This is a genomic window from Porphyromonas uenonis DSM 23387 = JCM 13868, from assembly GCF_000482365.1.
Classification (GTDB): Bacteria; Bacteroidota; Bacteroidia; order Bacteroidales; family Porphyromonadaceae; genus Porphyromonas; species Porphyromonas uenonis.
Map to the genome: position 1 here is coordinate 280,655 of NZ_KI535306.1, position 20,058 is coordinate 300,712.

Here is a 20,058-nt window from a genome sequence, read left to right on the forward strand (position 1 = left end):
CTGTACATCCCAATGTATCGCATCGGAGATATCCTAGAGCAAGCTCTACTACTGCACGACTGCGTCGTACTCCCCACGATAGGAGCCTTCATCGTGGAGCAAACGCCTCCACTCTATGACCAGGATCTCAATATCATCACGCCCGCAGGTCAGCGCATCTCCTTCAACGCCTCTCTAGTCGAGCGTGACGGCATCCTAGACAGTTGCTACGCACGTACCCTAGGGCTATCCGTACGCAGAGCGCGTCTCGTAGTAGACTCCGACGTGACCGTCATCAGGCACCAGCTATACCAGTCGGGCTCTCTGACTATCGGCTCCAACCTCGGCACCATCACGCTACAGGAGAGTGGCGAGCTACTCTTCACCCCAGTACAGGAGCGTCAAGGGCTCAGGTCGATACACTCTTACGGGCTATATCCGCAGAGCTGCTTGCTTCCAGCCATTGCGCCCTCCGCTCATACCCCTGCCGAGCCAACTAGCGAGGCGAAGAGTGACCGGAAGTACTGGACGATCCGTATCAATCGGACCGCGGCCAATTGGGCTGCAGCGGGTGCTATATGTTTCCTGTGCCTATTTCCCATCAGCTCGGACAGTCATCCAGACCGTTACAGTGCGGGCTTCGTACCTTACGGCTGGCTCGATGAGGCGAGCGTAGTGACTTCTGACCAAAAGCAGGCCTTGTCGGGTAGCGAGACAACAACCACGCAATCCAACAAGGCAACAGAACAAGCAGAGATCGTCTCTGCTACACCAGAACAAGCTTCGGAAGCCCCCGCCTCTCACGCTCTACTGATCACACATGACGAGGCGCTGCAGCAAGGTAGCCACGCTGTCGTCGTAGGTGTCTTCAAAGGGCCTAAGCGTGCTGAGCGATTTATCCAAGAGGTTAGCGCCGACCCAGCTCAGACTGAGGGTGTCTCGCTACAGATTGTAGAGGAGTCCTCTCGCTGTCTCGTCATCGCAGGCATTCGCTCCTCCGAGGAACGTGCAGGCGAGCTGCGCCGCACGGTCTCTGCACTATCCGATAGCTTCGCAGGAGCGTGGATCTACGCCCTTTAGTAGTGCAATCAGTGGTCTTATAGCAACGGCGTGAGCAGACGCATCACCCCATGGGCGATACGTCTCCACAACCTATTGTGCTGCAGCGTGACTCTGTGGCATAGCGAGCGCGCCTCCTCAAAGCTATCGACAAATTGCCGTGCGACCTCCGAAGAGTAGACAATGGTGGTCAGATCGAAGTTGTACTCAAAGCTTCTAAAGTCTAGATACGGCGTTCCCGTCAGCACGCTCTCCCCATCGACCACCGCATAGGTCGCCTCACGCAAACCATCGTAATAGTATATCTCCACGCCAGCCCGCAGCAAGTCGGTAAAGAATGCGTGCGAAGCCTTAGGCGCCAGCCGGCTACGACCATGACGCGGGAGGATGACCCGCACCTGTACCCCAGAGAGTGCCGTAGAGATGAGTGACTGCTGTATGCTAGAGGTGGGGATCAGGACAGGCGACTCGATGTAGAGCGACCGACGCGCCTGTAGAAAAGCATGCGTGAAGATCATCTCTAGCGAGGGAAAGTCGTCCGTAGGATGCGTCGGGAAGATCTGTAGCTGGATAGGTGTAGACGTCGGCTGCATAGCGGGGAGCGGCTGTGGCGAGAGCAGTTGCTGTGTCGCTACATACCAGTCCAGCGCAAAGCTGTACTCCAGCTGTCGTACCGCTGGCCCGCTTATGCGCAGATGAGTCGTCGCCAGAGGGAAGAGTCCCTCACGCAGATGCGAGAGCTCCGAGAGAAGAATATTTCCTCCTGTAAAGCCCACGGCACCGTCCACCACCACGAGGTTACGATGGTTGCGATAGTTCACACGGCTCGTCAGCAGTCTAAAGCGTACGGGGAGAAAGGCAGCCACCTGTCCGCCCAACTGCGCCATACGCTTACGATAGCGACGGCTCAGGTTGCGTGACCCTACGTCATCGTAGAGCCAGTAGAGCGACACCCCCTCTTGAATGCGCTCTGCGAGTAGATCTAGTAAGACATCTAGCCACGGTCCCTCTTCAATACGATACAGCTCAATGTAGATATAGCGCTCAGCTCGTGAGATCGCTTCACGACAAGCTGAGAGCCACGCTCGGCTATCGTCATAGTGCGTCAGCTCATAAGCAGTCGTCAGGGGCGTATCGCTCATTCGCTCTATCAGCGAGGAGAGCGACTGCAGCGTATGATCTGCATCCTCCGCCACATCTGTACTAGGGAGGGACTGCGTCTCTGTAGCCGCGTCCGAGAGAGCCTTTCGCACCGCCACATCGATCAGCTGCTTGCGCCTCAGTGAGTAGCCAAAGATAAGATACAGCAGGAGCCCTACGACTGGAAGAAAGATGACCACCAGGATCCACGGGATCGAAGAGACCGCACTACGCTCCTCTCCGAGCACGATCACGATGCCCCCAATGACCGAGAGCAGGTAGAGAACGAAGAGGAGCTGAGCCATTAGGAGAGGATCGTTAAGTCATACGGATGGCTCTCGCTGTAAGCCTCCGCACGAGTCATGATACCATCGAAGCACTCTCCACGAGTCGTCCGTCCATCCTGCACAGCGACCGCCTCGACCACACCCGAGGCACACTTCACGCCGTCACTGCGCACGATGATTTGGTCGAAGATAAGCTTAGCCCCCTCACGTCTCGCACGCAGTGCCGTGTGAAAGGTGTCCCCACTACGCAGCGAGCGGTGATAGGTAATCGAGACCTTGTAAACGAAGAGATCAAGGCCCAAATCGTGCATCTCCGCAAAGCTATCGCCCAGCGCCAGCCAAAACTCATGACGCGTGTGCTCCATGTAGCACTGATAGTTGCTATTGTTGACCACCCCCTGGAGGTCGCACTCGTAGTCTCGCACCTTGAGCGTGAGACCATATTGATATTTGATTGGTTGTTTCATATGATATGTAAGTGTCTTGGGTAAAATGCTTTTAGTCAAACTCGGCTAGCCCTTGAAATGATGCACCTCCGTTCGCTCTCTAAAGAGGTAGAGCTTGTCATTCGCCCGCACCTTGCGTGGCACAGGGATAGAGATGCGTTGCCCCTTGGTCGCATGAGAGACTGGCTCCAGCTCGTAGCGCATCTCCGAGAGCGTCATATCCACCACGCCCGTCGTCGGCCCGATGATCAGGATGCGATCACCCATTGCCAGCTCGCCACTCTCGACCTCCACCTCAGCGACCCCAATCTTGCTAAAGTACTTGACAATGTGCGCCACGTACTCCTTCTCCCGCACAGCACTAGAGCCGGCAAAAGGTGTCCATTCGCCCAGCCGCTGACCGAGATAGTAACCATCCCAAAAGCCTCTGTTGAAGACCTCCCGTAGTCGCTCATTCCACTGCGCTATCCGAGCCTCGTCGTAAGTACCCGCACAGACAGCGTCAATAGCCTCACGGTAGCACTGCACCACCGTCGAGACATACTCCGGACCACGAGCGCGACCCTCTATCTTAAAGACCGAGACACCCGCCAGCATCATCTTATTGATAAAATGGATCGTCTTCAGATCCTTCGGCGACATAATGTTCGGGTGCGTCACCTCCAGCTCCACCCCCTGACGATCATCGTAGACGCGATAGCCACGGCGACAGATCTGTGCACAGCTGCCCCGATTAGCACTCGTAGCTTGGTGGTGCAGGCTCAGATAGCACTTGCCCGAGACCGCCATGCAGAGCGCACCGTGGGCAAACATCTCGATCTCCACCAACCGACCCGACGGCCCGACGATCCGCTCCTCAGCTATCTTGCGTCTGATCTCCGCCACCTGATCTAGGTTAAGCTCACGAGCCAAAACAACCACATCGGCAAACTGTGCGTAGAAGCGCAAAGCCTCCCAGTTGCTAATGTTGAGCTGCGTAGAGAGATGCACCTCCAGACCCAGGCGATGTGCCTCCATCAGCGTCGCCACATCCGCAGCGATCACCGCCGTAACCTGCGCTTGGTGCGCATGGTAGAGGATCTCACGGAGCAGTGTCAAGTCCTCGTCGTAGATGATCGTATTGACCGTCAGGTAGCTCTTTACGCCACTCCGCCGGCAAATCTCCACGATACGATAAAGGTCGTCAGTCGTAAAGTTGTAGGCCGACTTAGCACGCATATTCAGCGCCTCAATGCCAAAGTATATACTATTCGCTCCAGCACGTATCGCAGCGCTCAAGCACTCATACGACCCCACAGGCGCCATCACCTCGTAGCGACTAGGATCACGCAGCTCCTCAGGGAGCGTCACCAGCTCACGCTGTATGATCGAGTCGACCGACTCTATTCTCTCTACACGTTCATTCATAGGTACAAAGATACAAACTTACCCTCAAGCCACCCACCTTCACACATTTCGCTCAACTTACAAGATACTGTGAGGAAAGGAACAAATCAATAGACAGCCCAGCGACTCGACATAATACGAGGGGACTCAATCGCCAATGTAGCGGTCGAGTCCCCTCTTATCATTCAGTCGCCGACACATTCGTCAGCACCAACACAGTCTACATAACGCTCACCGCATAGTCAGCCGTCGCCACGATGAGCGGGCTGCCCTCGACTGTGGATACGATGACATCTAGCCTCCTATCATCACCTTGCCTAGCAAGGCTCTCTCAGAGTCTCTTTGTAGCACAACAATATAGGCTCCAGGCGCCCACCCTGACACATTCAGGCTCATACCGCTCTGAGGATGTGTGCTCTCGTATACGAGACTGCCCGAGGAGTGATATACGGAGAGCTACACATGACAAGAGTTTCTTTGTCTCTTAATGCTGAAGCTCAAGTTACTTTTCTGAAAACAACCGTACGCTTCGAAGGAAACTTCTCGGACTAAGGTCAAATAGGTGTGCCTCCTCATAGTAGAAGTACATACCCCAGGCATTTTTGTCACTCTTTGTCGTAGCAGTCCAATAGCTTCCATCACTGCCTCCGTAGATAACGTTTCCGTCATCGGACATCTTATAGCCAGAGGCGGGGAAGTAGCGAATGACATCAGCATCGGTATCACTCTCCCAAAAGGCGGGATCAGCAACTTTCTCTATAGAAATGTTTGCACCATTTGCTACTGGACGAGCTGTAATCTTCAACACTTGACAATCATCCACCTTAGTGTACTCATACCGCCAAGCTGAGACCATTTGAGTGTCTTTGAAGCGCAACCCATAAGTTATCTTATTAACTCCTAAGCGGTAGTCATTGTTAGAGATAATCGTATCCCCCTGCACTACTACTTTCTCATTTACGTCCATAAAAGACTTGTTGCTTTTATCGAACTTAGCACACAGTTTATCATTGGACTGAAGAGCGGGGATGATAGCACTCCACTCAGCTGTAGATGGCAGATGATACTTATTGCCAGCGATAGTTATATTACTAAACTTGGCTACAGCATCTTCGAATGTAAAGTAGCCACTCACATCAGTCGCATGTGTCGTAACTAATCCAGTGCCACTTGAATCTACATTATACTCTAGAACATATTCCAGTGGTAGCTTTGCGGGGACGAGGACAGTTACGGAGCATTGCTTTTGTAGCTTGCCGATGGTCGCCGTGATGGTTGCTGTGCCGGCAGCTAAGGCTTGCACCAAGCCCTCTGCAGTGACGGTGGCGACGGTGGCATTGCTACTCTCGTAGGAGACTGCGTAGCTAGCATCCGTAGGGGTCACGGCAACTGTCAGCTGCTTAGTGTCGCCGATATTGAGCTCCACCTGTGCGGGTGAGAGTGTGAAGTCCTGAACCGCTTTGCTGACGACGAATCGCACGCTGTCGATCTCCTCGACTGGGACAAGGATAGGTTGCTCACCCTTGAGATGAACCGTCATAATGTACTGCGGCTCCTCGGTGGGTGTCTGGGCAAATTGGCTCAGTGGCAACAAGCCAATGAGCAGGAGAGTAAGTAGAATTCGTTTCATACCTTATAGGATAAGAGTTAATAGTTCTAGATAGGAGCTAGCTCCAATGGTTTTTCGACCGCTAATATAAACATATTATTTGGATTATCCTATACTTACACAAGGCCGCAAGGCCGCAAATCGAGCGCCAGATAAAACGAGTAACTCACTGTGGGGATGCACGGTAAGCTCTATCCGAACGTTCCTATTTATGGTTACTTGTGAGATTCGCGGAGTTGGATTTTCTCCGAAGAATTTGCAAATAGCTCACTGGAAAATGAAAGTTATCCACTGAGGCGAGCTATAAAACTTCGGAAGAAACGATTGGTTCTTCCGGACTTTTATTTCCCGCCTCCGTGAAGAATGAAAAATAGCTCCATGGATATTTCCCGATTCCTCCGAGGTAATCGGGATCGAAGCAATAGTAATGACAAGTAACCCGCTGTGGGGACGCACTAATCATTGTCAGTTAAAAAAAGGTGCCAGCCTATGCAGAGGCTTTTGCCCAGATCAAACCGCTTGAGGAGGCTCCCCTGCCTACCAACTGTCAGCGTCATCTCGCTCCTGATGTCCAGATAACAACTGCTGACGGTATGCTCAGCGTCACTGCTGAGGGCCAGATCTCTATCTATGACCTCACTACACTACGTAGCTCAGGCAACAATGCCCTACGCATGGTCAGCACGACTGGCGAGACCCTTCTGGTGGTCATCCAGGGGGCGACACGACGCTCGTCCGCAAAGTCATCGTTCACTAGGCAATAACTGCCTTACAGCCTGACGGTATAGTCAGTAGCAACAGAACAGAGGGGACTCAATCGCCAATGCAGCGGTCGAGTCCCCTCTTATCATTCAGTCGCCGACACGTTCGTCAACACAGACATAGTCTACATCACACTCACCGCATAGTCCACCGTCGCCATAATGAGCGGACTGCCCTCGACTGTGGATACGATGACATCTAGCCTCCTATCATCACCTTGCCTAGCAAGGCTCTCTCAGAGTCTCTTTGTAGCACAACAATATAGGCTCCAGGCACCCACCCTGACACATTCAGGCTCATACCGCTCTGAGGATGTGTGCTCTCGTATACGAGACTTCCTGAGGAGTGGTATACGGTGAGACGTGTCGCTTGGTACGTATCAAAGTGGATATACATCTCTGCCCCATGTTGATATAGCGACAGATCATCACCTCCTGGGACGGGAGAGAGTGACTCATAGTGCCCATCTAGAGTGACAGCTACATCGTCCACAAGGAGAGCTATTTTCTCCTTATCTGTATGCTTGATACCAATGTAAATATCTTTACCCACAAAGGGTGCTAACGACACAGATCTGCTAGCCCACTTGCCTGCTGGAGCTAGCTCTTGACTAGCTAAGACATGGGTAAAGTCTACTCGCCGATACCCTTTCTCAGATACAAATAGAGAGTAGCGCTCCGTATCACTCCCAGACAAGCTCATCACGGAGTAGTGCAGAGTGGGAGTTGGAGCATCACTCGGGATAGAGATCTTAGGGAGGATCAGCCAGTTGTAAGCGCTTTGAGGAATTAGATTGAAGGATAGCTCTCCCCCATCAAATGAAGCCTGTGTGGGGAAGCTACTCCAAGAGACCATACAGTTAACACTGTTATTGCGTCCGAGCTTAAGCTTTGAAGGGGAAGGCATGCCTGGGATGTCAAGTTGCTCTTGATACATGCATCTCCAGTTGATACCATCTCCATCTTCATCATAGAGATGCCAGCAGTCTGGATGGGTCATTAAGTCTTCGTCAAAGTTCTCTACAAATGGGAAGCTGTTGACCCCTTTTGTACAATCTATGACATGCATCGTTGTGGAGTTTGTCTGCTTTCCATTCTTATTCCCTACCGTGAGCGTGACTTTATAATCACCAGCTTCAGCCCAGAGTACAGACGGCTCTGCTTCATTACTTCGCTCTGGAGTGCCCTGCTCAAAAGTCCATTCATACGAAGTGATCGGACTATACGAACGGGCGAACGAAGAGAAGCTACACGGCTCTCCTATTTCTTTTCGCACCGGTGCAATAATCTTTATATCTCTAGGAGAATCCTCCTCAGTCAAGCACATGTCAGACATAGCCTTCATCTCATCTATAGGCTTTTCACTCTCAAGGGCCGAGTAACAGTCTATATAAAAGCCAGAGGGACAGACCAAGTAGGTGGTTGGCAGATAATAAGCCTTGACACCGAGTTTCTCAACAATGTTTTTGTCACTAATAATCGTATAAGGAGCCTGTCGCCCATCACAGGCAGTCCAGTCTCCTTGAGAGGGCGAATTTTCTGGATATGGTTCCTTCCCCTCTATAGCTGCTCTAGGAGCTCCCTGCATCTCTAGCATCCAAACGGATATCGCCTGACCATCTTTAGTCTGAGCTAGATTCCTTAGGATATGCTGCTGATGGTAATAGTAGCTAGCTTTGTCCCATACGGTAAAGAAGTAGAGTAGTATACGCTTATTGGCACGTAACGTATCGGCCATATTAACAGACCGTCCATATATGTCTACCCCTTTGTAGCTAGTAGCAAGCTTGAGCCAGTCATGCTCTGTCTTTTGCTGCGCCTGACCCTCTGTGGGGAGTCCTAACAGACTCCCCATCAGAAGAAGGCCAAGTATCGCATAGCGTACAGACCTATTCATATATCAATAGCTAGCTTATCAATCGTTCGTAAAGGGACGCAACTGCCAAGAGCGACTTGAACCTGCAGTGTCGTTGACAAATACAGCACAAGTATTAAAGCCGTAGCTTACATTGCACGTTTTGTCAGCTCCTTCCGCTGGTTTGCATAAGTATCCACCATATACACCTCGATTTGTCAGAGCATCAGCAGCTCCATTGCCGTAATCATCTGCATATTCACAAAAACCGGAGCAGGGGAACGTGCGTACAACGTCTTCCTCACTGTTTTTGCTCCAGTAGTCTGCGTTAGCAATATCATCAATAGAACCTGTAAAGTTTGGTCCCAGATAACGTACCGTGACACGAACATGAGAAGTAAGGTCATTGTCATCAAACTCTCCTATGCCCTCATACCGATAGGCAGCTAGCTGGCTATTATCGCCTCCCTTGAAGCGTATAGCGTAGGTGAGCTCATCTCCCATATTTCGATAGTCCGCTGTGTAGTCTCCCAACTCTCCATGTACTTCGATCTTTTCTTTAATACCTAGATAGTCAATCTTTCGGAAAAAGTCTATCAGACGTATGTTGGTGTAAGCGGGGAAGACACCAAGCCACTCTGTTGGTTTACCCATATGGTAATCCTTGAGAAAGTCTTGCTCCATAATCTGTTCTGCGCGCCATAGAGCAAACAGTCCTGAAGCATCATTGCTATGCGAGGTGGCAAAGCCCGTACCCTCAGGATTAACATCGTAAGGGGCTAAGTACTCGATTGCGAGCTTCGGACGGGTGGGCTTTGCGGGGGCGAGGACGGTGACGGAGCATTGCTTTTGTAGCTTGCCGATGGTCGCCGTGATGGTTGCTGTGCCGGCAGCTAAGGCTTGCACCAAGCCCTCTGCAGTGACGGTGGCGACGGTGGCATTGCTACTCTCGTAGGAGACTGCGTAGCTAGCATCCGTGGGGGTCACGGCAACTGTCAGCTGCTTAGTGTCGCCGACATTGAGCTCCACCTGTGCGGGTGAGAGTGTAAAGTCCTGAACCGCTTTGCTGACGACGAATCGTACGCTGTCGATCTCCTCGACTGGGACAAGGATAGGTTGCTCACCCTTGAGATGGACCGTCATAATGTACTGCGGTTCCTCGGTGGGTGTCTGTGCAAATTGGCTCAGTGGCAGCAAGCCGATGAGCAGAAGAGTAAGTAAAATTCGTTTCATACCTTTAGGATAAGAGTTAATAGTTCTAGATAGGAGCTGGCTCCAGTGGTTTTTCGACCACTAATATAAACATTTTATTCGGATTACCCTATACTTACACGAAGACGCAAGGCCGCAAATCGAGCGCCAGAGAAAACGAGTAACTCGCTGTGGGGAGGCACGGTAAGTTCTATTCGAGCGTCCATACTTATTGTTACTTGTGAGATTCGCGGAGTTGGAGTCGCTCCGAAGAATTTGCAAATAGCTCACTGGGAGGCGAAAGTTATCCTCCGAGGCGAGATATAATACTTCGGAAGAATGAAATGAAACTTCGGAGGAAACGATTCGTTCTTCCGAAGTTTCATTCACCGCCTCCATGAAGACTTTTCGTTTTCCATAGAGCTATTTAAGATTTTCTCGTTGCTTCCCACTTATAGGATCCTGTGAGAAAAGAAACACCGCAACAGATGGTCCAGCGGATCAACGTAGCAGAGGGGACTCGATCGCCAATAATTGGCGGTCGAGTCCCCTCTTATCATTCAGTCGCCGACACGTTCGTCGGCACAGACATAGTCTACATTATGCTCACTGCATAGTCCACCGTCGCCATAATGAGCGGGCTGCCCTCGACTGTGGAGACTATAGACGTCTAAACTCCTAATTAGTCTCAAAGAGACGAATCGTCAACTTAAACTCCTGTTTGCTCATTGCGACGAACGAAGACATCTGATTGAAGAAACAACCCCACGAATTAGTAGCATCGTATGAGTCGGAAGCCCAAAAATAGCCCATGACATCACGCTCTAATACATTTTCTGAACCAGGCTTTATTAGGCCAGAAGCAGGGAAGTACCTAACGACATCATGTTCTGTAGAACTTGCCCAAAAGCTAGGCTTTACCACATCGTCAATGATAATCGAGGCCGAGCCCTTGAGAGGTCGTGCTGTCACTTTCATCACCAGATGATTGTCTAGCCGTGTACATTCATATTTCCACGCAGAGACAAAGTCTGTTCCTTTGAATCGTACTGCATAGGCTACCCCCGAGATCCCTCCTCGATAGTCATTCTTTGAGGAAACCGTTCTACCCTTAATGGTGACGGTCTCTGACGCATCTTTGACAATGGTTGGGGTCATAAAGTTACTACCTAGATTCATGCTGAATGAAGGAACGATTGACATCAACTCTTCATGACTAGGCAAATGATACTTCTTGCCTGCAATAGTTATATCGCTAAACTTAGCGACAGCGTCTTCAAATGTAAAGTAGCCACTTTCATTCGTCGCATGAGTTTTGACAAATCCCGTCCCGCTAGGGTCGATATTATACTCTGCTACATATTCTAGCGGCAACCTATTGGTCGGAGCAGGGGTTGCTTTGGCTTCTCTATGGATCTTAATTTCTTGTGGAGTAGCATCTTTGTGTAATGCTTTTGCTTCCAGTATAAAGTCAGCTTCTTTCTCTCCAGCCTTTACCAGAAAGCTCTTCTCTGCTTGATCAATTACAATCTCAGCCTTGTTCCCAGATTTGAGCGAGATGGTAAAGTCTTCAGAGGCTAGCGATGAGCTAATCTGTGGACTACCAGCTTGATCTACAGCAGTACAGATACCTGCAACAAAGCCCTTTCCACCCGCAGCATCAAAAGTTCTCGGCTCAGCCTTGAACTTGTAAGTCAATCTACCTTTGCGACTGATAGTTAAAACTTGAGACTCTTCACCAGCACAGGAGGCAATTAGCTCAAATGTGGCATCATTGCCCATAGCCACATTAAAGGATTTAGTGGCATCATCCACAGTAATCTCTTTGTTTTCGGCCTTGAGAGAAAGGGTGAAATCACTTGGTTCAAGAGCTTTCTCTGAGACTATCTCGCCCGATGCATTTGTGATTTTACAGAGGCCAGAGACTGTCCCAGTTCCGCCCATTGCAGTAAAGACAGCTGGTGTAGCGACAAATGAGTAGCTGACTTCCCCCCCACGTACTATAGTTAATACCTGAGAGTTTTTTGTCGCTTTTTCGACCGTTGCTATAGCCTCTAGCTCAAAAGTTGCTGTTGATCCCTTAACTACGACAAACTTCTTAGTATCGTTGTCAATTGAGATTTGGCTAGCATCGCCAGACTTGATCTTTAGTGTGAATTCGCTCTTGGTAAGAGGCCTTTCTGAGACTTCTACGCCCTCTGCGTTGATCTCCTTTAAGACACCTGTTACAAGTCCCTCTCCGCCTTGAGCTGAGAATGCATCAGGAGTCGCTTTGAACTCCGCCTTAAAGGTGTTTTCAGTGGGGTCAGGTAAGTCTGGACAAGAGTTGGGACTTTGACACGAAGCTATGGCTAGCATAGATAGAAGCAGTGTCACGACCACTTTCACATTACAAAATGCTTTCATATTACAGATTCTTTGTTTAGTAAGTTTCGATATTTCTACAAGGTAGCGTATGGACAACACAACTAGATGACTTTAAAGTGGACTGCGTTATAGATACAGAGACGAGTGTAAAGCTTAGCACACGACTCTTCCAGACAGAAGAGTAAGTAGAGTTCGTTTCATACCTTATAGGATAAGAGTCCATAGTTCTAGATAGGAGCTGGCTCCTGTTGTTTTCAACCGCTAATATAGAAACATTATTTGAATTAGCCAACTCTTGTTCAAGGGCATCTGGAGCAGGGCGAGCTACACTCCAAATTGCATTTTGGAGTGGAAAATACGCTGACGCATTATAAAAACGAGCTTGTCTCAGTTGCTCCCGAGGGAAACACTCGCTACACGACCGACGGAGGTTACGATCGGAGGGAGCAGAGGTGGAGGAGCTTGTAGAGAGCGAAGAGGCGGAGCGAGGGGTGGTGCGAGGTGAGCTGTCGTCGTAGCAAGGGCTTGAGGAGCGGAGCGAGGCTGCCGAGCAACGGGACGAGCCTGGCGCGCTCCAGTCGTAAGTAAAGCTGGAGGAGACGTATCGGATAGGGCGCGAGCAGGGCACGGTGTCTGTAGAGGTTCTCCACGTAGCGCTCGGTGGTGTCGAGGAATTGGTCGCTGGTCTCCTTGAGCGCATGGATGACAGGGTTGTCAATGTGCGTGATGGCGACACCTCGCTCGGCTAGTCTATAGCCGAAGTAGGCGTCTTCGTAGCCCATACCCATCTCTGCGGGGAATCCCTCCTCTAGAAAGATGTGACGAGGTATCAGGAAGCTCATACTGACGAAAGCATCTGCGGGCGCTTGCTGTCGCTCGGCAAGGCTGCGGGTCTCGACCTTGTGCCCATACTTATAGCGCAAAAGTCTATCACTGGTGGGGCGCTCGGTAGGATAGCGAAAGCCCCCTACCACTACCCTATCGGGATGCGCTGCCTGCAGGTAGTCCACGACGAAGCTCTCGGAGGCGGGCATTGTGTCGGAGTCAATGATGAGGAGCTGGTCGCCCTCGGCTTGCTGCGCTAGGTAGTTGCGCATGCGCCCCGCCCCAAGATGTGTCGTGGGGCGGACGAGCCGTATGAGCCCCTCCTGCTGGAGTGAGTCGTATAGCTGAGCGTAGCGAGGATCGGAGGAGTCGTCTCCGAGGATGACCTCACCATCCACGTGCGCCTGTAGGAGCTGACGATGCAGGGTCTCTACGAGTGGACGGCAGTCGTAGTTGCGCGTGGGGATCAGTATGGAGATTGGCTTTGCTGGCATGAGAACTTGAGCTGGGCGACCCTTTCGTTGAGTAAGCGAAAGAGTGCTCCACAAAAGTACTCATTTCGGGGAGCATAGACACAAAGACATCAATACCACAAGTCGTCGTACATCCCACTCTCTAAATTCTCACTGCCTCTTGCATCTATTATAAATTGTCTGTACATTTGCAGTGGATACCAAGTTGGTGTCCATAAAAACAACAAACACTATGATCACAATATCCGCAAGAGACTTCAGAGAGAGCCAAAGCAAGTATCTAAAGCAAGCATTAGACGGGCGAGACATAATTCTATACACACGTGATTATGGTTCATTTCGCATCGTGCCCCTAACTGAAAGCGACAGAGTATACAGCGATCGTGAGCTAGATGCGATGATTGACGAAGCTCTAACAGACTACAAAGAGGGACGCACTAAGAGCTACTCTATCAAAGAGCTAAAAGCTAAAGCTGGTATGACCGAGTAGCCCTATGTTTCAAATCCTTTTCTCACAAAGAGCTGAGAGCGACTACAACTTCATCACTAAGAACTGGAGCCAAGCCTCCGTAAGAAAAGTTATCAACCTCCTAGCAGAGATAGAGCAGAACCCTAGGGTAGGCACTGGCAAGCCCGAGCAACTCAAGCACTATAAAGACAAAGAAATTTGGTCTCGACGTATTGATAAGAAAAACAGAGTCATCTACAGTATAGACAACGACGAAGTCTTAGTCATCCTCATCTCCATGATAGGACACTATGCTGGTAAATAAGTCCCCGCTAAAGATTAGATGAGGCGAGTAATCTTAATATAGAGGCACACAAGTCGCACTTGCGCCCCGACAAAGGGCTCGACGAGAGATTTGTAGCATGTAGCGAAGACACTACCAAGCTCACTGGCTGGCGGTGCCTTCGCTATATATTATTTGTGTATCTGTGGCGACTAGTAAGACTCCTCCTCGTTGGGGAAGTCTTGGCTCTTGACGTCGGCTATGTAGTGCTGTACCGCATCAGTCATGATGGAGCCAAGGTCAGCGTAGCGACGCAAGAAGCGCGGGCTAAAGCCTTGCGTGATGCCGAGCATATCGTGCATGACGAGGACTTGGCCGTCCACCCCACCGCCAGCGCCGATACCGATGACGGGGATCGTTAGCTCCGAGGCGACTTTGGTGGCTAGTGGCGCTGGGATCTTCTCCAGTACGAGGGCAAAGCACCCTAGCTCCTCGAGGAGGTGTGCGTCGGCCAGCAACTTATCAGCCTCTGCCTGCTCCTTAGCACGGACAGCGTAAGAGCCAAACTTATTGATCGACTGAGGCGTGAGCCCGAGGTGTCCCATGATCGGGATGCCGGCCGAGAGGATACGCTCTACCGACTCACGGATCTCGCTACCTCCCTCTATCTTGATCGCATCAGCGTGGGTGATCTTCATCACCTTGATGGCACTCTCTAGAGCGATCTTAGAGTTGCCCTGATAAGAGCCGAAGGGGAGGTCAACGACGACCAGCGCACGCTGCACCGCTTTCATCACGCTCTTGCCGTGGTATATCATCTGGTCGAGTGTGATAGGTAGCGTAGTCACATTACCCGCCATCACATTACTGGCAGAGTCGCCTACGAGGATCACATCCATACCAGCAGCATCGATGATCTGTGCTGCAGAGTAGTCGTAAGCGGTGAGCATGGAGATCTTCTCCCCACGCTCCTTCATCTCGAGTAGTCGTCGGGTGGTTACCTTGCGACTATCGGTAGCTTGATAGGTGGACATATTGATTTAGATATTAAGTAGATTGATTGAGCGAAAGGTTACTCCCACTCAATCGTTGCGGGTGGCTTGGACGACACGTCGTAGCAGACGCGATTGACGCCACGCACCTTGTTTATGATTTCGTTAGAGACCTCTGCGAGGAAGTCGTACGGCAGCCGAGCCCAGTCAGCACTCATCGCATCGACACTCGTCACCGCCCGCAGAGCCACCGTGTACTCGTAGGTGCGCTCGTCACCCATGACGCCCACGCTCTGTACCGGCAGGAGGATAGCTCCTGCCTGCCAAACCTCATCGTAGAGGTTGTACTTGCGGAGCATGTCGGTGTATATCTTGTCAGCCTGCTGGAGGATAGCCACCTTCTCAGGCGTCACCTCGCCCAGGACGCGAATGCCTAGGCCTGGTCCTGGGAAGGGATGGCGAAAGATCATGTGTCGTGGCATAGCGAGTGCCAAGCCAACACGACGCACCTCATCCTTAAAGAGATGCTTCAGCGGCTCCACCAGCTTGAGGTGCATACGCTCAGGCAGTCCGCCCACGTTGTGGTGGCTCTTGATCACCTTGCCCGTGATATTGATGGACTCGATGATGTCGGGGTAAATGGTTCCCTGACCCAGCCAACGAGCCTGCGGCAGCTTCTTCGCCTCAGCCTCAAAGACCTCGATGAAGTCTCGGCCGATCACTTTACGCTTAGCCTCGGGATCACGGACGCCTGCCAGGTCTCCGAGGAACTTAGCACTCGCATCAACCTTGATACAGCCTAGTCCGAGTGCTTTGTAGTCCGCCAAGATCTGCTCCGCCTCGCCTAGTCGCATCAGCCCATGATCCACAAAGATACAGGTGAGCTGATCGCCGATAGCACGATGCAGGAGGACCGCAGCGACCGAACTGTCCACGCCTCCGCTGAGCGCCATGATGACTTGCTCGTCACCTACCTGAGCCCGGATCGAGGCGATGCTGCTCTCGATGAAAGACTCGGACGACCACTCACCCTTGATGCCACAGAGCGTGACGAAGTTGTCGAGGAGCTTCGTACCCTCCTCACTGTGATGTATCTCTGGGTGAAACTGTACACCCCACGTCTCCTCGCCCTCTATCCTATAAGCGGCATACTGCACCGAGGGAGTCGAGGCGATCACCTTAAAGCCTTCGGGAAGACGTGTGATCGTGTCACCGTGCGACATCCAGACCGTGTGCTGTGGCGAGAGCCCTGCGAGCAGTGGATCGCCTTTGTCTACCAATTGTAGTGTAGAGGCTCCGTACTCACGAGTATTAGAGTTCTCCACGGCGCCTCCGCATTGATGCACCATCAGCTGGGCACCGTAGCAGATGCCTAGGATCGGTAGTCTTCCACGGATAGCGGCTATGTCTGCGGTAAAAGCCTCCTCAGCATAGACCGAGTAAGGGCTCCCCGAGAGGATGATGCCGCGAACGCCTGTCAGGTCTGTGGGAATCTTGTTGTAGGGGACTATCTCGCAGTAAGTGTTCAGGTCTCTCAGACGACGCCCTATGAGCTGTGTGGTCTGCGAGCCAAAGTCTGCGATAATTATCTTGTCCGGCATAGGTTGGTTCTATTTCGGTGTTAATACTTTGTACTAGAGGCGCTATACGTTGAAGCGGAAGTGCATGATATCTCCGTCCTGCACGACGTAGTCCTTGCCCTCGACCGCCATGCGACCAGCCTCCTTGACAGCATTCTCAGAGCCGTAGTGGACGTAGTCCTCATACTTGATCACCTCAGCACGTATGAAGCCGCGCTCGAAGTCGGTGTGTATGATGCCCGCACACTGAGGAGCCTTGCTCCCCTTGACAAAAGTCCAGGCACGGCACTCATCAGCTCCAGCCGTAAAGAAGGTCTCGAGGTTGAGCAACTTGTAGGCTGCACGGATCAAACGGTTGACACCCGTCTCCTCCAGCCCTAGCTCCTGCAGGAAGAGCTGACGCTCCTCATACTCCTCCAGCTCTGCTATCTCGCTCTCGATATGCGCCGATACGACCAGTAGCTCGGCATCCTCGTGAGCGATAGCCTTGCGAACGGCCTCCACATAAGCATTTCCCGTAGCGGCACTAGCCTCGTCAACGTTGCAAACGTAGAGGACGGGCTTAGCCGTTAGGAGGAAAAGGTCTCGCAGCGCCTGCTCCTCGTCCTTGTTTTCTGGCGTCACCGAGCGCGCGTTAAGCCCTTGCAGCAGGGCCTCCTCGATACGCTTGAGGAGCGCCACACGGATCTTCGCCTGCTTGTCACCACCCGTCTGAGCCTGTCGCTCAGACTTCTTGAGTTGCGTCTGCACCGTCTCTAGATCCTTGAGCTGTAGCTCCGTGTCGATGATCTCCTTGTCCCGGACTGGATCTACGGAACCATCGACATGGGTAATGTTGTCATCGTCGAAGCAGCGCAGCAAGTGTATGATCGCATCGGTCTCGCGGATGTTAGAGAGGAACTTATTGCCCAGCCCCTCGCCTTGGCTGGCACCCTTGACCAGCCCCGCAATGTCGACAATCTCTACCGTGGCAGGCACCGTCCGCTTAGGGTGCTCCATCTCGACCAACTTATTGAGACGCTCATCCGGCACGGTGATGACCCCGACGTTGGGTTCGATCGTGCAGAAGGGGAAGTTGGCCGACTGCGCCTTAGCATTCGACAAGCAGTTAAACAAAGTGGACTTACCGACGTTGGGTAGTCCTACGATACCGCACTGTAGCGACATATATTACAAGGATAAGTATACAACGTGACGAAGCCTCGCTCGTGTGTCCGCTCGGCTCTCCTGCAAAGGTACTAATTATCTTGCTGTCGGAGGGGATCCAGCGCTGTCGTGACGCTCGCACGGGACTTCTAACACCCGCTGTCGGAATGTACGGTTCATGTCTAAACTCTAGCTTCTAGCCACTAAGAAAATCAAGTAGGTCGGGGGACAAAAAGTTTTCTGACCTACTTTCGTTTCCCAACCTACTCAATTAAGAGTGCTACTCGTATTCAGTAGCAAACGCTTCCTGCGTACTCGTCCAGCTAGCCCTCGTAATTTGGCAAATCCCGCTTGAGAACTAGCTGTAGGAGTATGCGCTTAGTTTTAGAGTCTTCATAGATCTGGCATAGATCTCCATCATGATTATACACCATTACCACATTGGCGGTGGCATCAACGTAGTACTCTTGATCAAAGCCGTTGCGAGCGAGATACTCCTTGAGCGCAGTAGACTTGATATCAGCCTTGCCATTGGGGCAGTTGAGCTCAGCATTGATAAAGGGGTGACTGGGATCCTCGCGTAGGGTGTAGTAGACCCACTTGATATTGCTCTTCTCTAGTGCTTCACTCTTCGTGACAAACATACGGCTGTAGTGCTTTGAGTCTTGCTTGCTAAACTCACGAAGTCCCAACTGCTGTTCGAAAGCTTGCGCTTTGTCCAGCGAGCCAGTCGCTAGAGCCTTGAGCGAGGGGAAGTCCTGGACATTGGTCATAATACTATGATGGCGAGGCATACGCTTGACAAACTCCATATACATCTGAGCTCCAAACTCGGGATACTCCTCATCCATCATCACGACCGTTATATCTGGATCTATGTCACTCTTGGCGCGCAAGACCGAAGTCTTCTCACCAGCCACATCTATTACAGCAGACTCTATCTGGGAGAACCCACTACTCCGTAGCATCGTACGTGTACGAGGGCAGTGAGCTATGGTCTCCTTACTATAGGCTATGATACGCTTATCATGACCATCTTCCGTAGGTATACCATAGATGACGGCTGGTATCGTCGTCAAGTCTAGATTTACAAAGCCCTCGTAGGTCTGCTGCATATTATAGCGAATGGATTGCGATCTGCGACCTAAGCTTTGCTCATACGATAGAATGTCGGGTTCTGTGATGTGACCTGTAGCATCTCGCTGAGGAGCAAACTTCATCAGAGGCAACTCTGTCGACACCTTAATATTAGGAGCCGTCACAGACACCCTCACAGAGGCCTGTGTCGAGAGAGCTTGTAGCGTGATCGTCGTCTCGCCTACGGAGACACCTCTGACACATCCACGATCATCCACCGTGGCGACCTGAGGAGCTGCAGAGGTAAAGGTCACCGGAGTGCCCTCAGGAGATACCGTATAGCGGATTCGTGTGGTATCACCCTCGACAACACTTATATCAGTATCGGGGAGTGATATAGCCACTGCCTGTGCAGATACCTGCACCCGACAAGTATCCCGTAGAGATCCGAGTGCGACAGCTATCGCTGTCTCGCCTGAGGCACAGGCGGTGATAAGACCCGTAGGATCAACTCGTGCGATGGTCTCATCAAGACTCTTGAAGGTTACTTGCGAAGAGGTCGCTTGTGGCGTTATAGCTACATTAAGTCGAGCTGTATCACCTACCGTGAGGAGGAAGGTGCGAGACGACAAGGTCATCTGTAGAGGCTTCGGCATCTCATCGCTACAGCTACATAGTAGTGCGACTGCAAGGAGGGAGAGACAGACCGTGGTCACTCCTCTCAAGAGGGGCTGGCGGTGTAGATTTGTGATTGTCATACTCCATCTATATTATTTGCGGATGATGGTCAGAGAGAGGTCTGTAGTACCGACCTTGAGCAGATAGATGCCTACAGGTAGGTATGCTAGATCTAGCGTCACCTCGCTCTGCACTAGAGGTAGGAGACATAGCAACTCACCACCCGCGCCCAGGAGATATGCGGTCTCGCCAATGTAAGTCGCCGGTACAGAGACGATACAGTAGCTATCTGTAGGGTTAGGGTATACCTTAAGGAGCAAGCTCTCGTCAGGCTCCTCCACAGCAGTCTTCTGCTCAAAGGTAGCGACAACGGTCGACTCACCCGCTACCGTAAACTTCTTTGCCGAGAGGATGTCCTGCTCATTGACCTTCAGGCTCTTGAGCTCGTAGCCCTCATCAGGCGTAGCCTCAACCTT

At 51.6% G+C, this 20,058-nt stretch carries 17 protein-coding genes; 4 read left to right on the forward strand and 13 right to left on the reverse strand.

Annotation, left to right across the window (positions count from 1 at the left end; genetic code table 11):
• Positions 1-12: 12 nt before the first annotated feature.
• Positions 13-1,059, forward strand: coding sequence for an HU domain-containing protein (locus L215_RS0104805; protein WP_027451430.1), 1,047 nt, complete (start codon positions 13-15; stop codon positions 1,057-1,059).
• 17 nt (positions 1,060-1,076) lie between these two features.
• On the opposite strand, the gene cls is transcribed toward L215_RS0104805, so the two are convergent.
• The 4 genes from cls to L215_RS10325 all read right to left on the reverse strand — a co-directional run bounded on the left by cls (position 1,077) and on the right by L215_RS10325 (position 5,927).
• The gene (gene cls / locus L215_RS0104810) at positions 1,077-2,483 is read right to left on the reverse strand and encodes a cardiolipin synthase (protein WP_025883079.1); all 1,407 of its coding nucleotides are present in this window, start codon (positions 2,481-2,483) and stop codon (positions 1,077-1,079) included.
• Positions 2,483-2,932, reverse strand: a complete 450-nt coding sequence (locus tag L215_RS0104815; RefSeq protein ID WP_025883081.1) for an acyl-CoA thioesterase — start codon at positions 2,930-2,932, stop codon at positions 2,483-2,485. The genes cls and L215_RS0104815 overlap by 1 nt, the downstream gene beginning before the upstream one ends.
• Positions 2,933-2,977: 45 nt before the next feature.
• Positions 2,978-4,318 (reverse strand): U32 family peptidase, encoded by a 1,341-nt coding sequence (locus L215_RS0104820; protein ID WP_025883082.1) that lies wholly within the window; start codon positions 4,316-4,318, stop codon positions 2,978-2,980.
• 481 nt (positions 4,319-4,799) lie between these two features.
• On the reverse strand, positions 4,800-5,927 hold the full coding sequence (locus L215_RS10325; RefSeq protein ID WP_052343472.1) for an Ig-like domain-containing protein: 1,128 nt from the start codon (positions 5,925-5,927) through the stop codon (positions 4,800-4,802).
• A gap of 458 nt (positions 5,928-6,385) precedes the next feature.
• On the opposite strand from L215_RS10325, the gene L215_RS0104830 reads away from it, so the two are divergent.
• Positions 6,386-6,670: a hypothetical protein gene (locus tag L215_RS0104830; RefSeq protein WP_025883087.1), complete on the forward strand. Its 285-nt coding sequence runs from the start codon at positions 6,386-6,388 to the stop codon at positions 6,668-6,670.
• A 196-nt stretch (positions 6,671-6,866) separates the two neighbouring features.
• Here L215_RS0104830 and L215_RS0104835 read toward each other — a convergent pair whose 3' ends face one another.
• The 4 genes from L215_RS0104835 to L215_RS0104855 all read right to left on the reverse strand — a co-directional run bounded on the left by L215_RS0104835 (position 6,867) and on the right by L215_RS0104855 (position 13,399).
• Positions 6,867-8,564 (reverse strand): choice-of-anchor J domain-containing protein, encoded by a 1,698-nt coding sequence (locus tag L215_RS0104835; protein ID WP_081780310.1) that lies wholly within the window; start codon positions 8,562-8,564, stop codon positions 6,867-6,869.
• Between the two features lie 18 nt (positions 8,565-8,582).
• Positions 8,583-9,755, reverse strand: coding sequence for an Ig-like domain-containing protein (locus tag L215_RS09605; protein WP_025883089.1), 1,173 nt, complete (start codon positions 9,753-9,755; stop codon positions 8,583-8,585).
• Positions 9,756-10,391: 636 nt separating this feature from the next.
• Complete coding sequence (locus L215_RS09610; RefSeq protein ID WP_052343474.1) at positions 10,392-12,119, reverse strand: hypothetical protein; 1,728 nt, start codon at positions 12,117-12,119, stop codon at positions 10,392-10,394.
• Positions 12,120-12,511: 392 nt separating this feature from the next.
• Positions 12,512-13,399 carry a glycosyltransferase family 2 protein gene (locus L215_RS0104855; protein WP_027451432.1) on the reverse strand — a complete coding sequence of 296 codons (888 nt, stop codon included), beginning with the start codon at positions 13,397-13,399 and terminating at the stop codon, positions 12,512-12,514.
• Positions 13,400-13,610: 211 nt separating this feature from the next.
• On the opposite strand from L215_RS0104855, the gene L215_RS10070 reads away from it, so the two are divergent.
• Positions 13,611-13,868 (forward strand): hypothetical protein, encoded by a 258-nt coding sequence (locus L215_RS10070; RefSeq protein ID WP_025883093.1) that lies wholly within the window; start codon positions 13,611-13,613, stop codon positions 13,866-13,868.
• A 4-nt stretch (positions 13,869-13,872) separates the two neighbouring features.
• Positions 13,873-14,151, forward strand: coding sequence for a Txe/YoeB family addiction module toxin (locus L215_RS0104865; RefSeq protein ID WP_025883095.1), 279 nt, complete (start codon positions 13,873-13,875; stop codon positions 14,149-14,151).
• 170 nt (positions 14,152-14,321) lie between these two features.
• On the opposite strand, the gene panB is transcribed toward L215_RS0104865, so the two are convergent.
• From panB to L215_RS10210, 5 genes are all read right to left on the reverse strand, one after another.
• A complete protein-coding gene (panB, locus tag L215_RS0104870) occupies positions 14,322-15,143 on the reverse strand; it encodes a 3-methyl-2-oxobutanoate hydroxymethyltransferase (protein WP_007365746.1) in 822 nt (273 codons plus the stop codon).
• A 38-nt stretch (positions 15,144-15,181) separates the two neighbouring features.
• Positions 15,182-16,702, reverse strand: coding sequence for a glutamine-hydrolyzing GMP synthase (guaA, locus tag L215_RS0104875; RefSeq protein ID WP_025883096.1), 1,521 nt, complete (start codon positions 16,700-16,702; stop codon positions 15,182-15,184).
• Positions 16,703-16,744: 42 nt separating this feature from the next.
• Positions 16,745-17,848 (reverse strand): redox-regulated ATPase YchF, encoded by a 1,104-nt coding sequence (gene ychF, locus L215_RS0104880; RefSeq protein ID WP_025883098.1) that lies wholly within the window; start codon positions 17,846-17,848, stop codon positions 16,745-16,747.
• Between the two features lie 302 nt (positions 17,849-18,150).
• Positions 18,151-19,662, reverse strand: coding sequence for an Ig-like domain-containing protein (locus L215_RS0104885; RefSeq protein ID WP_025883099.1), 1,512 nt, complete (start codon positions 19,660-19,662; stop codon positions 18,151-18,153).
• A 12-nt stretch (positions 19,663-19,674) separates the two neighbouring features.
• A partial coding sequence (locus L215_RS10210) for an InlB B-repeat-containing protein (protein ID WP_027451433.1) occupies positions 19,675-20,058 on the reverse strand: 384 nt, incomplete at its 5' end.

Bases quoted from the DNA above. Each gene is read 5' to 3' on its own strand.
- L215_RS0104805 (WP_027451430.1), top strand. From the start codon at position 13: ATGTATCGCATCGGAGATATCCTAGAGCAAGCTCTACTACTGCACGAC.
- cls (WP_025883079.1), bottom strand. From the start codon at position 2,483: ATGGCTCAGCTCCTCTTCGTTCTCTACCTGCTCTCGGTCATTGGGGGC.
- L215_RS0104815 (WP_025883081.1), bottom strand. From the start codon at position 2,932: ATGAAACAACCAATCAAATATCAATATGGTCTCACGCTCAAGGTGCGA.
- L215_RS0104820 (WP_025883082.1), bottom strand. From the start codon at position 4,318: ATGAATGAACGTGTAGAGAGAATAGAGTCGGTCGACTCGATCATACAG.
- L215_RS10325 (WP_052343472.1), bottom strand. From the start codon at position 5,927: ATGAAACGAATTCTACTTACTCTCCTGCTCATTGGCTTGTTGCCACTG.
- L215_RS0104835 (WP_081780310.1), bottom strand. From the start codon at position 8,564: ATGAATAGGTCTGTACGCTATGCGATACTTGGCCTTCTTCTGATGGGG.
- L215_RS09605 (WP_025883089.1), bottom strand. From the start codon at position 9,755: ATGAAACGAATTTTACTTACTCTTCTGCTCATCGGCTTGCTGCCACTG.
- L215_RS09610 (WP_052343474.1), bottom strand. From the start codon at position 12,119: ATGAAAGCATTTTGTAATGTGAAAGTGGTCGTGACACTGCTTCTATCT.
- L215_RS0104855 (WP_027451432.1), bottom strand. From the start codon at position 13,399: ATGCCAGCAAAGCCAATCTCCATACTGATCCCCACGCGCAACTACGAC.
- L215_RS10070 (WP_025883093.1), top strand. From the start codon at position 13,611: ATGATCACAATATCCGCAAGAGACTTCAGAGAGAGCCAAAGCAAGTAT.
- L215_RS0104865 (WP_025883095.1), top strand. From the start codon at position 13,873: ATGTTTCAAATCCTTTTCTCACAAAGAGCTGAGAGCGACTACAACTTC.
- panB (WP_007365746.1), bottom strand. From the start codon at position 15,143: ATGTCCACCTATCAAGCTACCGATAGTCGCAAGGTAACCACCCGACGA.
- guaA (WP_025883096.1), bottom strand. From the start codon at position 16,702: ATGCCGGACAAGATAATTATCGCAGACTTTGGCTCGCAGACCACACAG.
- ychF (WP_025883098.1), bottom strand. From the start codon at position 17,848: ATGTCGCTACAGTGCGGTATCGTAGGACTACCCAACGTCGGTAAGTCC.
- L215_RS0104885 (WP_025883099.1), bottom strand. From the start codon at position 19,662: ATGACAATCACAAATCTACACCGCCAGCCCCTCTTGAGAGGAGTGACC.